Origin of the sequence: Curtobacterium sp. MCPF17_046, assembly GCF_003224295.1 — a bacterium.
In the GTDB taxonomy this organism is placed as follows: Bacteria; Actinomycetota; Actinomycetes; order Actinomycetales; family Microbacteriaceae; genus Curtobacterium.
The window spans coordinates 1-12945 of sequence record NZ_QKLB01000006.1 but is presented as its reverse complement, the minus strand read 5'-3'; the positions used below and the strand labels follow the sequence as shown (position 1 = coordinate 12945).

The window sequence follows — 12945 nt, the reverse complement described above, 5'->3', positions numbered from 1 at the left end:
CCGGTCTCCCGACCGGGGCCTTCGTCGTGCTGCTCTCCACCGGAGAGCCCTGGTGCGCGAGGGGGGACTTGAACCCCCACGCCGTTTCCAGCACACGGACCTGAACCGTGCGCGTCTACCAATTCCGCCACTCGCGCCAGCGACGAGAACACTACCACGCACAGACGGCCCCCGGAGCCAACCACTACCATGCAGTGGTCAGCGACCGAGAACGTGGAGACCATGGGCCTACTGGACAACTTCGAGCGAGGGTTGGAGCGTGCCGTCAACGGTGCATTCGCCAAGACCTTCCGCTCCGGTGTGCAGCCGGTCGAGATCGCTGCGGCCCTCCGACGCGAGCTCGACACCAAGGCGGCCGTCGTCTCGCGCGAGCGCATCCTCGTGCCGAACGAGTTCACGGTGCGCCTGGCTCCGCCGGACCACACGCGCATGAACGACGTCGGACGCCCCCTGATCGACGAGCTCACGCAGCGGGTGCAGCAGCACGCCGTGGCGCAGAACTACTCGTTCTCCGGTCCGGTGACGATCCGCCTCCAGCAGGACGGCACGCTGTCGACGGGGATCCTCGAGATCGACTCCACCACCGTGCAGCGCGACGTCGCGTGGGTGGCCGTCCTGGACATCGGCTCCCAGCGGCACCGACTGCACCGCGGACGCACGGTCATCGGGCGCGGCACGGACGCCGACATCACGGTCGCCGACACCGGGACCAGCCGGAAGCACGTCGAGGTGCTGTGGGACGGCAAGCACGCGCAGGTCAACGACCTCGGCTCGACGAACGGGTCGAAGCTGAACGGCGAACGCTTCCAGCAGGCGATCCTCGAGCCGGACTCCACCATCGAGATCGGTCGTACCCGTATGGTGTTCCGGGTGATCCCGGAGAACGACGGAGGTGCGCGATGACCACAGGCCTGACCCTGCTCGTGCTGCGCTTCGCGTTCCTCGCTGTGCTGTGGCTGTTCGTCTTCGTGATCGTCTTCGCGCTCCGGAGCGACCTCTTCGGCCAGCGTGTGCGCGCGATCCCCACCGACCCGAAGGCCGGCCCCTCCGGGCCGACCACGCCGCCGGTGCCCGCCGGGACCGGTGCTGCCGCCGCCCGGAACAGCTCCTCCGCCAGCGCGTTCACCGAGCTGATCGGTCAGACAGGAGGCCCGGCCGCCCCCGCCGCGTCGGTCGCCACCCGCCTCGTCATCACCGAGGGCGCACGCGAGGGCATGGAGATGCCGCTCGGCGGCGGTCCGATCACGATCGGCCGCTCGAGCGAGAGCAACGTCGTGATCCGCGACGACTACACGTCGACCAACCACGCCCGGCTCGACCTGCAGGGCGGGGCATGGGTCCTCACCGACCTCGGGTCGACCAACGGCACCTTCGTCAACGGACAGAAGGTCACTGCCCCCACCACCGTCGCGGAACGCACCCCGATCACCATCGGGACGACGACGTTCGAGCTGCGGCGGTAGGCCCGGATGCCGGCTCGCACGCTGAGCGCCGCTGTGTCCCACGTGGGGCGCATCCGCGCGAACAACCAGGACTCCGGTTACGCCGGGCAGCACCTGTTCGCGGTGGCCGACGGCATGGGCGGGCACGCCGGCGGTGACGTGGCATCGGCGATCGCGATCCGTCGCATCCGCGAGGTCGACCGCGAGTTCACCTCCGCGCACGACGCCGAGTTCGCCCTGCAGTCCGCCCTGATCGCCGCGAACCAGCTCATCACCGAGACCGTGTTCGAGCACCAGGAGCTCACCGGCATGGGCACCACGGTGAGCGCCATGATCCGCGTCGGCGACCAGCTCGCGATCGCGCACATCGGCGACTCACGGATCTACCGCTGGCGCGACGGCGAACTGCAGCAGATCACGTCCGACCACACCTTCGTGCAGCGGCTCGTCGACAGCGGTCGGATCACGCCCGAGGAAGCCGCCGTGCACCCCCGGCGCTCCGTGCTGATGCGCGTCCTCGGCGACGTCGACGCGGCGCCCGAGGTCGACACGGCGGTCATGGACATCCGCCCCGGCGACCGCTGGCTGCTCTGTTCCGACGGCCTGTCCTCGTACCTGGCCGAGGAGCGCATCCGGCACGCCCTCGCGTCCTCGATGGACGCGAACCAGGTGACGCAGCGCCTCGTCAAGGAGACGCTCGACCACGGCGCGCCCGACAACGTCACCGTCGTCGTGCTCGACGTCACCGACTCCGAGCCCGGCGAGGACGACGACGCCGCCACCACCGTCGGGTCCGCCGCGGCCCCGCTGACGTTCGAGGCGCCCACCGGCCGGAAGCCGATCCGCCTCCCCACGATCCTGCTGCACCCGCTCAAGGTGTCCACCGCCCCGGAGGACTCGCACTTCGAGCCCGAGTCGGACCAGTACTTCGCCGAGCTCATCGCCGAGGACCGTCGTCGCCGCATCCGCCGTCGCATCTCGTGGTCGGTCGCGCTCGTCGTGGCGGTCCTGGTCCTCGTCGGAGCGGTGTTCATCGGCTACCGCATCGTGCAGGACCACTACTACGTGGGCACCGACGGCGGCTCGGTCGCGATCTACAAGGGCGTCCAGCAGACCATCGGGCCGGTGTCCCTGTCCGAGGTCTACGAGGACACCGACATCGCGATCGCCGAACTCCCCGACTTCACGCGTGACAACGTCCGCTCCACGATCAACGCGACGTCCCTCGACGACGCCCGCGAGATCGTCGAGCGACTGCGCACCGCGGCCGAGACCGGCCAGGACCAGAGCGGCACCGGCGGCTCCGGTGACCGTCCGTCGTCCTCACCTTCGCCCGGCCCGTCGTCGACGCGCAGCCCGTCGCCGTCCCCCTCCCCGTCCAGGAGCGCACGATGAGCGCCACGACCGCACCGTCGCTGACCCAGGCGATCACGATCAAGCTCCGCGAGCCCGCGCGCGCCCGGAACCTCGAACTCGTGCTGCTCGTCATCGCGTGCGGCATCTGCGCCGGCGCGATGGTCCTGGTGCAGCTCGGCACGAAGGGCAGGGTCTTCGACACGTCGGTGTTGTGGACCGGTGCGGCGATCCTCGGGCTCGCCCTCGTGATGCACGTCGTGCTCCGGGTCGTCGCGAAGAACGCCGACCCCTTCGTCCTGCCGGTCGCGCTCGTGCTCAACGGCATCGGGATCGCCGAGATCTACCGGATCGACATCCACAACGGCGACACCGGGTGGGACGCGATCGGTGTCAAGCAGATCGTCTGGACCCTGCTCGCCATGGTGCTCGCCATCGCGACGCTGCTGCTCGTCCGGAACCACCGGTTCCTGCAGCGCTACCGCTACATCTTCATGCTGCTCACCATCGCGCTGCTCCTGCTGCCGATGCTGCCCGGGATCGGGACGAACATCGGCGGGGCCCGCGTCTGGATCCAGATCGGACCGTTCTCGTTCCAGCCCGGCGAGCTCGCGAAGATCACGATGGCCCTGTTCTTCGCCGGTTACCTGGTGACCGCGCGGGACAGCCTGTCGATCGTCGGCAAGAAGTTCCTCGGGATGACCTTCCCGCGGGCCCGTGACCTCGGCCCGATCCTCATCGTCTGGGGCGCCGCCATGAGCGTGCTGGTGTTCCAGCGCGACCTCGGCACGGCGCTGCTCTACTTCGGCCTGTTCCTCGTGATGATCTACGTCGCGACGGCGCGCCTCGGCTGGGTCGTCATCGGGCTCGGGCTGTTCATCGGCGGTGCCCTCGCAGCGGCGAGCGCCCTCGTGTACGTGCAGGGCCGGTTCGAGCAGTGGCTCGACCCGTTCGACCAGCAGATCTTCCTGCGGCAGACCCAGGGCAGCTACCAGCTCGTGCAGGGGCTCTTCGGCTTCGCGAACGGCGGCATCACGGGCACCGGCCTCGGCCAGGGCCGCCCGTACATCACGCCGGTCGCCAACGCCGACTACATCATCGCCTCCCTCGGCGAGGAGCTCGGGCTCATCGGGGTCTTCGCGATCCTCGGGCTCTTCGTGGTCCTCGTCTCCCGCGGCATCCGCGTCGGCTTCATGGCGCAGGACGACTTCGGCAAGCTGCTCGGGATCGGCTTCGGGTTCACGATCGCCCTGCAGGTCTTCGTGGTCGTCGGCGGCATCACCCGGATCATCCCGGTCACCGGCCTCACGACGCCGTTCATGGCGGCCGGTGGTTCGTCCCTCGTGGCGAACTGGATCATCGCGGCGATGCTGCTGCGGCTGACTGACTCCATCCCCGCCGAGCAGCGCATCCAGCAGGGTGCGGTCGCCGAGCGGGGCGACACCGGCCGCCGCCGACCCAGGAAGGAGCGCCGATGAACCGCCAACTCCGCGGCGTCTCGACCGTGATCGTGCTCATGTTCGTGGCCCTGTTCGTGTCGACGACGTCGATCCAGTTCTTCTCGGCGGACTCGCTCCGCGCGGACTCCAGGAACTCTCGAACCATCCTGGACAGTTACTCGACCAGGCGTGGTGCGATCCTGGTCGACGGCAAGCCCATCGCGCAGTCCACTGCAGTCGACGACCAATACCAGTACCAGCGCGAGTACACCGACGGCGAGCTCTACTCCGCGGTCACCGGGCACTTCACGATCGGCCAGGGCAACACCGGCATCGAGAGCGCCGAGAACGCCGTCCTGTCGGGCAACTCCGACGAGTCCTTCTTCCAGAACCTCAACGCGATCCTGACCGGCCAGGACGTCCGGGGCGACAACGTCAACCTGACGATCGACCCGGACGTGCAGCGGGCCGCGTACGACGCCCTCGGCGCGAACACCGGCGCGGTCGTCGCGATCCAGCCGAAGACCGGCAAGATCCTCGCGATGGTGTCGAAGCCCGGGTACGACCCGAACACGCTGACCTCGCACGACACCGACGAGGTGATCGCGCGGTACCAGGCACTCGAGGCCGACGCGTCCAAGCCGCTGCAGAACCGTGCGATCGCCGGTGACCTGTACACCCCCGGGTCGGTCTTCAAGCTCGTCGTGGCCTCGGCCGCGCTGGCGAGCGGGGACTTCACCCTCGACTCGACGCTGCCGAACCCGTCGACCCTGACGCTCCCGGGCACGAGCTCGCGGATCAACAACGCCGAGGGTGGCAGCTGTGGTGGTGGCGACGAGGTGAAGCTGCGCGTCGCGATCCAGTACTCGTGCAACATCCCCTTCGCGGAACTCGGTCAGAAGCTCGGGTACGACACGATCAAGAAGACCGCCGACGCCTACGGGTTCGGCGACGTCATCGACATCCCGACCTCAGCTACACCGAGCCAGTACCCGGAGCCGGAGTCCACCGCGCAGCTGATGCTCAGCGCGTTCGGCCAGGCCAACGACCGGGTGACCCCGCTGCAGATGGCGATGGTGGCCTCCGGCATCGCGAACGGTGGTCGGGTGATGAAGCCGTCGCTCATCGAGTCGATCGAGACGAGCGACCTGAAGACCGTCGAGTCCTTCACCCCCCAGCAGTTCAGCGCTCCCCTGTCGTCCGGCCAGGCGGCCGACCTCACCGAGGCGATGCAGAGCGTCGTCGCCGCCGGGACGGGAACGAATGCGAAGATCGACGGGGTCGACGTCGCGGGCAAGACCGGCACCGCCGAGGGCGGCACGGGTGACCCGTACACACTCTGGTTCACGGGCTTCGCCCCGGCGAAGGACCCGGAGGTCGCGGTCGCCGTGGTCGTCGGGAACGGCGGCGGGCTCGGGCAGTCCGGGGTCGGCAACACGGTCGCGGCTCCCGTCGCGAAGAAAGTCATGGAGGCGGTGCTGAACAAATGAGACCCACCAGCGGACTCACCTTCGGTGGGCGGTACCAGCTCTCGTCCCGCGTCGCCATCGGCGGCATGGGAGAGGTGTGGCAGGCGACCGACCTGGTCATCGGTCGCACCGTCGCCCTGAAGATCCTCAAGGACGAGTACCTCGGCGACCCCGGGTTCCTCGAGCGGTTCCGCGCGGAGGCCCGGCACGCCGCACTCGTCAACCACGAGGGCATCGCCAACGTCTTCGACTACGGCGAGGAGGACGGCAGCGCCTACCTCGTGATGGAGCTCGTCCCGGGCGAGGCGCTCTCCACGATGATCGAGCGGGAGCACACCCTCCCGGTGGACAAGGTCCTCGACATCGTCGCGCAGACGGCGAACGCGCTGCAGGCCGCGCACGCGGTTGGACTGGTGCACCGCGACATCAAGCCGGGCAACCTGCTCATCACCCCCGACGGCCGCGTGAAGATCACCGACTTCGGGATCGCCCGCATCGCGGACCAGGTCCCGCTGACGGCCACGGGCCAGGTCATGGGCACGGTCCAGTACCTCTCGCCCGAGCAGGCGAGCGGTCACCCCGCCTCCCCCTCGACGGACATCTACTCCCTCGGCATCGTCGCGTACGAGTGCCTGGCCGGACGCCGACCCTTCACGGGCGAGTCGCAGGTCGCGATCGCGATGGCGCACATCAACGAGCAGCCGCCGGCGCTCCCGGGCACGGTCCCGGAGCCGGTCGCGGCACTCGTGATGTCCTGCATCGCGAAGAAGCCCGCCGACCGTCCGGCCACGGCCGCGAACCTCGCGCGCGCCGCCCAGGCCCTCCGTCGCGGTGACGTCGCCGCGGCGACCGTGGCCGTGCCCGCCCTCGCCGGCGCCGGGACCGTCGCCTTCAACCCGCCCGCCGGGAACGACGACGCCACGGCCCTGATCGGCACCCAGCCGAACGCCCCCGTGGTCGGCGGCGCCCCTCGGACGCCCGTCGGGCCGGAGGACGAGGACGACGAGCGGAAGAGCCGCGCCTGGATCTGGTGGGTCATCGCGGCCGTGGTCGTCGCGGCACTCGTCATCGGCGGTGTCGTGTTCGCGAACCGGGACCAGGACGCCGGTCCCGATCCCGACCCGACCCCGTCATCGGCGCCCAGCCGGACGAGGACACCCAGCCAGGAACCGACCACGGCACCCCAGCCGACCGTGGTGCGGACGACGATCGACCCCGGCGACTACGTCGGACGTCCGACCGCCGAGGTCCGCTCGGAGCTCCAGGGGCTCGGCTTCGACGTGCAGGTGCAGGACGGCGACCCGGCCGCCTCCGCCGAGCAGGCGAACACCGTGCAGTCGATCAGCCCCACCGGGAGCCTCGCCGAGGGCGCGCTCGTGACCCTGCGGGAGTACACCGCGCCGCCGTCGGTCAACAAGCCGAACACCCCGAGCGCGGGCGCTGTCTCGGCCACCGGCGCCGTGACGTTCAGCTGGTCCACCGCGACCTGCCCGACCGGGTACACCGTCTCGAAGTACTCCTGGACGGTCTCGGGCGGCAAGGACGGGTCCGGCGCGACGAGCGGCGACACGTCGGAGACGTCCGTCGACATCCAGGCCGACCAGCCCGGCAACGACGTGACGCTGTCGTACACGGTCACCTGCGGCAACCTCGCCGCGTCCAGCAGCTCGGACCCGGCGACCGCCACGTGGGTGCAGCCGCAGGAGCCGACCGACGCGCCGACGCCGACGGAGACGCCGCAGGACTGACGCGACGGAAGAGCCGTTCCGAGGCCCCGACACGATCCGTGTCGGGGCCTCGGAACGTTCCGGTAACGGTTGACTCCGGGGGGCCGCCGGCCAGGGTCTCACCAGAAACCCCTGCCGTACACTTGCCCGGACGGACATTCGGAGGAGTACGTGCCAGAAGGTGTGACCGCGGGGATCACGCTCCTCGCCAACCGCTACGAGATCGGTGAGGTCATCGGTCGAGGGGGCATGGCCACCGTCCACGTCGGGACCGACACTCGACTGGGTCGGCGGGTCGCCGTGAAGTTGCTCAAGCCGAGCCTCGCCAACGACCCCGCCTTCCGCACGCGGTTCCGGCAGGAGGCCCAGGCGGCTGCCCGCATGGCGCACCCGACCATCGTCCGCGTCTACGACGCCGGCGAGGAGACCGTCCGCGAGTCCACGGGCTCGGAGGTGCAGGTCCCCTTCATCGTCATGGAGTTCGTCGAGGGGCGTCCGCTCAGCGAGATCGTGGCCGAGGGTCCGGTCGTGCAGGAGGAAGCGGCCCGCATCGTCGAGGGCATCCTGACCGCCCTCGAGTTCTCGCACCGGGCCGGCGTCGTCCACCGGGACATCAAGCCCGCGAACGTGATGATCACGCACTCCGGCCAGGTGAAGGTGATGGACTTCGGCATCGCCCGCGCCATCACCGACACGTCGGCCACGGTGGCGCAGACCACGTCGATCCTCGGCACCGCGTCGTACTTCTCACCGGAACAGGCGCGCGGCGAGCTCGTCGACGCCCGGACGGACCTCTACTCGACCGGCATCGTGCTGTTCGAGCTCCTGACCGGCCGGCCGCCGTTCCTCGGCGCGTCACCGGTCGCGGTCGCGTACCAGCACGTCAGCGAGCAGCCGGTCGCGCCGTCGACCATCACGACCACCGTGTCACCGGCGCTCGATGCCGTCACACTGCACGCCCTCGTGAAGGACCGCACCCGACGCTTCCAGAACGCGGCGGAGTTCCGTCGTGACCTGCAGCAGGCGGCCGCTGGTCACGTGCCCACCTCGTCGAAGAAGCTCGCCGCGGCCGCTGCCGACGACGCCTCCCTGCTGTTCGGGGTCAACCCGCGAGCCGCGGCCACCGCCGACGTGGCGTTCCGTGAGCTCGACGAGACGCAGGAACGGCCGCCCCAGCGCACCCAGAACCGCCCGCCGGTGGCGTGGATCTGGCTCGGCATCCTCCTGACGATCGCCGTCATCGCAGCGGTCGCGTACTTCGTCGTGAACCTCGAGCCGGGCAAGCCCCCGGTCAGCTCCTCGATCAAGGTGCCGTCCGTCGCCGGGCAGACCTACAAGGACGCGCGCCAACGACTCCTCACGCGCGGGTTGACACCGGTGGGTGTCGGGGAGTCCTCCGACGACGTCCCCAAGAACGACGTCATCCGGTCGGAGCCCGGATCGGGGACGTCGGTCGCCCGCAAACAGGAGGTCCGCGTCGTGTACTCGACCGGCCCCGAGGAGGTCACCGTCCCGGACGTCGGCTCGGCCGCGCAGGACGCCGCGACGGAGCAGCTCGAGGACGCCGGGTTCGTGGTCGGTGCCGTCACCTCCGACTACTCGGCCACGATCCCCGAAGGCACCGTCATGAGCACGGACCCGGCTTCCGGCGGCACGCTCCCGAAGGGCTCGGTCATCGACCTGGTCGTGTCGAACGGCAAGGTCCAGCTCCCCGACGTGACCCAGCAGCCGTTCTCCACGGCCGACTCGACCCTGCGCGGCCTCGGCCTCACGGTGCAGGGGTCGCCCACGAACGTCTGCGCGGGCAACACCGTCACGCAGCAGAGCGTCCCGCGCGGCGACGTCCCACAGGGCAGCACGGTCGTCCTGACGTACTGCGCGGCGTCCGTCCAGCCCACCCGTCGGCCGGACGCACCCGCGGCACCGTCGGGCGGGGACGACGGTGGGAACGGCGCCGGGTTCCAGGGCGACGACGACGGGGACGACTGACCGCCCGGTCTGACTAGCGGCCCGTGATGAGCGGTCCGAGCCCGGCTGCACGCTCCGCTGCGCCGCCGAGGCCGGTCGTCTCGAGCCAGTTGCCCACCATGCGGTAGCCGCCCTCGGTGAGCACCGACTCCGGGTGGAACTGCACGCCGTACACGGGGGCGCCGCTGTGCTGCACGCCCATGATGACGCCGCCGGCGGTCCGTGCCGTCACGGTCAACTCGTCCGGGACGGTGCCGTCGACGATGGCCAGCGAGTGGTACCGGGTCGCGGTGAAGGGGTGCGGGACACCCGAGAACAGCACGCTGTCGTCGTGGTCCACCTGCGAGGTCTTGCCGTGCATGAGCTCCTCGGCGTGGGTGACGGTCGCTCCGAGCGCCTCCGCGATGGCCTGGTGCCCGAGGCACACGCCGAGCAGGGGCTTGTCGGCGGCGATGGCCGCACGGACGGTCGGGATCGAGACGCCCGCGTCCGCCGGGGTGCCAGGGCCGGGCGACAGCAGGACGCCGTCGTACTCGGCGATCCGGTCCGCGATCTCGTCCTCCGGGAAGGCGTCGTTGCGCACCACGTCGGTGTCGGCACCGAGCTGCTGGACGTAGCCGTTGAGGGTGTACACGAAGCTGTCGTAGTTGTCGACGACGAGGATCTTGGTCATGGGCCGTTCACCGTACTCGTGGGGGATGTGAGCAGCCTCCGTCGGCCCGCGCTCACGCCTGGTGACGGTAGGATACCGGCCATGGCCATGGACAAGGACCGCACCAAGCCCGCCCGGACGACCCGAGCCGACTCGGTGGACACCGCGGGGGACCAGCCCAACCCCGTGTGGTTCAAGCCGGTCATGTTCGGCTTCATGCTCATCGGCCTCGCGTGGGTGATCGTCTTCTACGTCTCCGGCGGCACGCTCCCGGTCCCGACGCTGAACTCCTGGAACATCCTCATCGGCTTCGGCATCATGTTCGTCGGCTTCCTGATGACCACGCGGTGGCGCTGAGCGCCACTGCCCGATCGACGCCCGTCGCACCCGCTGGTGCGGCGGGCGTCGTCGTTTCTCCACAAGCTCGTCGCTCTTCACGCGCCGGACGGGAGGCTCGGCAGTGCTTCTCCACAGATCAGCCGGTTCTCCACACATCGCTCCACACCCCCGTCAGGGAGTTGTCCACAGCCTCTTCCACAGTGGGGATAATCACACCGCTGTAACTCACTGATTTGTCCACACCTGTGGAGAAGTCCTGCGGATGGTGTGGACAACCGCGACATCCCGTCCCTCTGGAGAAGTGCGCCGGGCAGGACAGCCGGCAGCGAACGTGAGAACGCCCCGTCGCCGAGGCGACGGGGCGTTCTCGAGATGGTGCCGAGCTGTGTCAGGCGGAGGTGAGTGCGTACCCGACGAAGCAGAGCGCGATGGCGACCACGGCCTCCAGGCCGAGCAGGGTGGCCTGCAGTCCGCGCTGGCGCACGTTCCGCGTCCGCGCGAAGACGAACCCGGTGACGAAGCCCGCCAGGACGCCGCCGACGTGGGCCTGCCAGGAGATGTTGGTGCCGGGCAGGAACCCGATCACCAGGTTCAGGCCGATGATCACGAGCAACTGGACCGCGTTGTTCCCCAGGCTGCGCTGCAGGACGAAGAACGCCGCGAACAGACCGAAGACGGCGCCCGACGCCCCGACCACCCACGTGCCGGGAGCCAGGAACGTCACGAGCATCGACCCGGCGATCCCGGAGATGACGTACAGCGCCAGGAACCGCCACGTGCCGAGCATGTTCTCGAGCATCCGTCCGAAGATGAACAGCGCCCACATGTTGAACAGGATGTGGAAGACACCCGAGTGCACGAACAGCACGGTGACGATGCGCCACGGCTGCGTCGGCAGGAGCGCCGAGTTGTACGCGAGCCACTGCGCCAGGAAGCCCCCGGACAGCCGGTCGAGCAACCAGACGACCACCGAGACGGCGATCAGGACGACCGTCGCCTTCTGGTCGAGCATCGCGAAGCGGCGCCGCGCGACGGTCAGGCTGCTCGGGCCGGAAGCCCGACGGTTCTCCGTGAACTTCGCCCGCTGCTCACGGACGCACTCGGGGCAGTGCACCCCGACCGCCGCCGGCGTCTGGCACTCCGGGCAGATGGTCCGCCCGCAGCGCTGGCAGAGCACGAAGCTCTGCCGATCGGGATGCCGGTAGCAGGTGTTCGACGACGCCGAGGTGGGATCGGTCACTCGGGTCAGACGTCCTCGACGTCGATGCTCTGGATGACGACGTCCTCGACCGGCTTGTCACGGCCGTCCGTCTGGACGCCCTCGATCGTGTCGACGACCGCGCGGGACTCGTCGTCCGCGACCTCGCCGAAGATGGTGTGCTTGCCCTGGAGCCACGGGGTCGCCACCGTGGTGATGAAGAACTGCGAACCGTTGGTGCCACGGCCGCCCTGGATGCCGGCGTTCGCCATGGCGAAGATGTAGGGGTTCTGGAACGTGAGCTCGGGGGAGATCTCGTCGTCGAAGCGGTACCCGGGGCCACCGATGCCCTGGCCGAGCGGGTCGCCACCCTGGATCATGAAGTCCTTGATGATGCGGTGGAAGACGACACCGTCGTAGAGCTTGTCGGTCGACACCTTGCCGGTGCCGGGGTGTGTCCACTCCTGCGTACCGGTCGCGAGACCGACGAAGTTCTGGACGGTCTTCGGTGCGTGGTTGCCGAAGAGGTTGACGCGGATGTCGCCCTTGTTGGTGTGGATCGTTGCGACAGCGGTGTGCAGAGACATGACCCGATTCTCGCATGTGCCGCTGGATGTGCACGGGACGCACAGCCGGTGATCTGTGACCTGTCAGGCGTCCTGGTGGCAGGATGGGGGCACGTCGACCCATGGAGGTACCGAATGTCGATCGAGATCCCGCGCAAGCGTCGGAAGCAGATCAAGAAGCTCAAGGGCAAGACCGCCACGCTCCTCGGTGAGCAGCGGAAGGTCCTGGAGCACGCGAACGCGATCCTGGCCGAAGCTCGTGGCCACGCCGCAGATGCTGCCCGGAAGGACCTCGCTCCCCGCGTCCAGAACGCCATCGACAACGGGCTCCGTCCCGCGGTGGCCACCGGTGTGCACGCCGCGACCTCTGCAGCGCAGAGTGCCTCGCACCGGTTCCAGTCGGAGGTCGTGCCCGGCCTCATCTCGACCGCGGGCTCCGTGCTCAGCGTCGGCGACCTGGCGAAGGACCCGCGCGTGCAGAAGATCGTGCAGGAAGCACAGAAGCGCGGCGGGAAGTTCCTCAAGCAGGCTCCCGTCCCGGAGAAGAAGGGCATCGGGTTCGGTGGGGTCGCCCTCATCGTCGTCGGTGTCGTCGCGGTCGCGGGCGCTGCCTACGCCGCGTACCAGACGCTCCGTGCGGACGACGACCTCTGGGTCGCCGACGACGCGGACAACGCGGGCAAGCCCGCCGCCTGACCTCCTGGTTCGTTCGAAGGGCCCCGGCACTGCGCCGGGGCCCTTCGTCGTCCCAGGAGGCCCGGGCGCCCCGCCCCCTGTCTCTTATACACATCT

12 protein-coding genes and 1 tRNA gene are annotated in these 12945 nt (G+C 69.5%); 9 read left to right on the top strand and 4 right to left on the bottom strand.

All coding sequences use genetic code 11. The features are described 5' to 3' along the window. Positions 1 to 50: 50 nt before the first annotated feature. A tRNA-Leu gene (locus DEJ32_RS07175) sits at positions 51 to 137 on the bottom strand. An 85-nt stretch (positions 138 to 222) separates the two neighbouring features. Here DEJ32_RS07175 and DEJ32_RS07170 point away from each other — a divergent pair. The 7 genes from DEJ32_RS07170 (at position 223) to pknB (ending at position 9419) form a co-directional block, all read left to right on the top strand. Beyond that, complete coding sequence (locus DEJ32_RS07170; RefSeq protein ID WP_110825816.1) at positions 223 to 903, top strand: DUF3662 and FHA domain-containing protein; 681 nt, start codon at positions 223 to 225, stop codon at positions 901 to 903. Then, positions 900 to 1463 (top strand): FHA domain-containing protein, encoded by a 564-nt coding sequence (locus DEJ32_RS07165; RefSeq protein ID WP_110900778.1) that lies wholly within the window; start codon positions 900 to 902, stop codon positions 1461 to 1463. Before DEJ32_RS07170 ends, DEJ32_RS07165 begins: the two co-directional genes overlap by 4 nt. Positions 1464 to 1469: 6 nt before the next feature. Next, positions 1470 to 2837 carry a Stp1/IreP family PP2C-type Ser/Thr phosphatase gene (locus tag DEJ32_RS07160; protein WP_110825758.1) on the top strand — a complete coding sequence of 456 codons (1368 nt, stop codon included), beginning with the start codon at positions 1470 to 1472 and terminating at the stop codon, positions 2835 to 2837. Next, entirely contained in the window at positions 2834 to 4273 is a 1440-nt protein-coding gene (locus DEJ32_RS07155) for an FtsW/RodA/SpoVE family cell cycle protein (protein WP_110825759.1), read from the top strand. The genes DEJ32_RS07160 and DEJ32_RS07155 overlap by 4 nt, the downstream gene beginning before the upstream one ends. Further along, positions 4270 to 5724 (top strand): penicillin-binding protein 2, encoded by a 1455-nt coding sequence (locus DEJ32_RS07150; protein ID WP_110825760.1) that lies wholly within the window; start codon positions 4270 to 4272, stop codon positions 5722 to 5724. The genes DEJ32_RS07155 and DEJ32_RS07150 overlap by 4 nt, the downstream gene beginning before the upstream one ends. Further along, complete coding sequence (locus DEJ32_RS07145) at positions 5721 to 7451, top strand: serine/threonine-protein kinase (protein ID WP_110900777.1); 1731 nt, start codon at positions 5721 to 5723, stop codon at positions 7449 to 7451. The genes DEJ32_RS07150 and DEJ32_RS07145 overlap by 4 nt, the downstream gene beginning before the upstream one ends. A 150-nt stretch (positions 7452 to 7601) precedes the next feature. Continuing rightward, a complete protein-coding gene (gene pknB, locus DEJ32_RS07140) occupies positions 7602 to 9419 on the top strand; it encodes a Stk1 family PASTA domain-containing Ser/Thr kinase (protein ID WP_258368921.1) in 1818 nt (605 codons plus the stop codon). 13 nt (positions 9420 to 9432) lie between these two features. Here the strand turns inward: pknB and DEJ32_RS07135 are convergent, their stop codons facing one another. Continuing rightward, positions 9433 to 10071, bottom strand: coding sequence for an aminodeoxychorismate/anthranilate synthase component II (locus DEJ32_RS07135; RefSeq protein ID WP_110900775.1), 639 nt, complete (start codon positions 10069 to 10071; stop codon positions 9433 to 9435). A gap of 81 nt (positions 10072 to 10152) precedes the next feature. Between DEJ32_RS07135 and DEJ32_RS07130 the strand changes: the two genes are divergently transcribed. After that, positions 10153 to 10407 carry a cell division protein CrgA gene (locus DEJ32_RS07130; protein ID WP_110825764.1) on the top strand — a complete coding sequence of 85 codons (255 nt, stop codon included), beginning with the start codon at positions 10153 to 10155 and terminating at the stop codon, positions 10405 to 10407. A 370-nt stretch (positions 10408 to 10777) separates the two neighbouring features. Here DEJ32_RS07130 and DEJ32_RS07125 read toward each other — a convergent pair whose 3' ends face one another. Both DEJ32_RS07125 and DEJ32_RS07120 read right to left on the bottom strand, forming a co-directional pair. Then, positions 10778 to 11629, bottom strand: a complete 852-nt coding sequence (locus DEJ32_RS07125; protein WP_110825765.1) for a rhomboid family intramembrane serine protease — start codon at positions 11627 to 11629, stop codon at positions 10778 to 10780. Between the two features lie 5 nt (positions 11630 to 11634). After that, positions 11635 to 12174 (bottom strand): peptidylprolyl isomerase, encoded by a 540-nt coding sequence (locus DEJ32_RS07120; RefSeq protein WP_110825766.1) that lies wholly within the window; start codon positions 12172 to 12174, stop codon positions 11635 to 11637. A 114-nt stretch (positions 12175 to 12288) separates the two neighbouring features. Between DEJ32_RS07120 and DEJ32_RS07115 the strand changes: the two genes are divergently transcribed. Continuing rightward, positions 12289 to 12849 carry a hypothetical protein gene (locus DEJ32_RS07115; protein ID WP_110900774.1) on the top strand — a complete coding sequence of 187 codons (561 nt, stop codon included), beginning with the start codon at positions 12289 to 12291 and terminating at the stop codon, positions 12847 to 12849. Positions 12850 to 12945: the final 96 nt, after the last annotated feature.

What these genes read in the sequence shown, in the direction of transcription:
- DEJ32_RS07150 (WP_110825760.1), top strand. Translation starts at nt 4,270, where the DNA reads ATGAACCGCCAACTCCGCGGCGTCTCGACCGTGATCGTGCTCATGTTC.
- DEJ32_RS07165 (WP_110900778.1), top strand. Translation starts at nt 900, where the DNA reads ATGACCACAGGCCTGACCCTGCTCGTGCTGCGCTTCGCGTTCCTCGCT.
- DEJ32_RS07170 (WP_110825816.1), top strand. Translation starts at nt 223, where the DNA reads ATGGGCCTACTGGACAACTTCGAGCGAGGGTTGGAGCGTGCCGTCAAC.
- DEJ32_RS07145 (WP_110900777.1), top strand. Translation starts at nt 5,721, where the DNA reads ATGAGACCCACCAGCGGACTCACCTTCGGTGGGCGGTACCAGCTCTCG.
- DEJ32_RS07155 (WP_110825759.1), top strand. Translation starts at nt 2,834, where the DNA reads ATGAGCGCCACGACCGCACCGTCGCTGACCCAGGCGATCACGATCAAG.
- DEJ32_RS07120 (WP_110825766.1), bottom strand. Translation starts at nt 12,174, where the DNA reads ATGTCTCTGCACACCGCTGTCGCAACGATCCACACCAACAAGGGCGAC.
- DEJ32_RS07130 (WP_110825764.1), top strand. Translation starts at nt 10,153, where the DNA reads ATGGCCATGGACAAGGACCGCACCAAGCCCGCCCGGACGACCCGAGCC.
- DEJ32_RS07115 (WP_110900774.1), top strand. Translation starts at nt 12,289, where the DNA reads ATGTCGATCGAGATCCCGCGCAAGCGTCGGAAGCAGATCAAGAAGCTC.
- DEJ32_RS07160 (WP_110825758.1), top strand. Translation starts at nt 1,470, where the DNA reads ATGCCGGCTCGCACGCTGAGCGCCGCTGTGTCCCACGTGGGGCGCATC.
- DEJ32_RS07135 (WP_110900775.1), bottom strand. Translation starts at nt 10,071, where the DNA reads ATGACCAAGATCCTCGTCGTCGACAACTACGACAGCTTCGTGTACACC.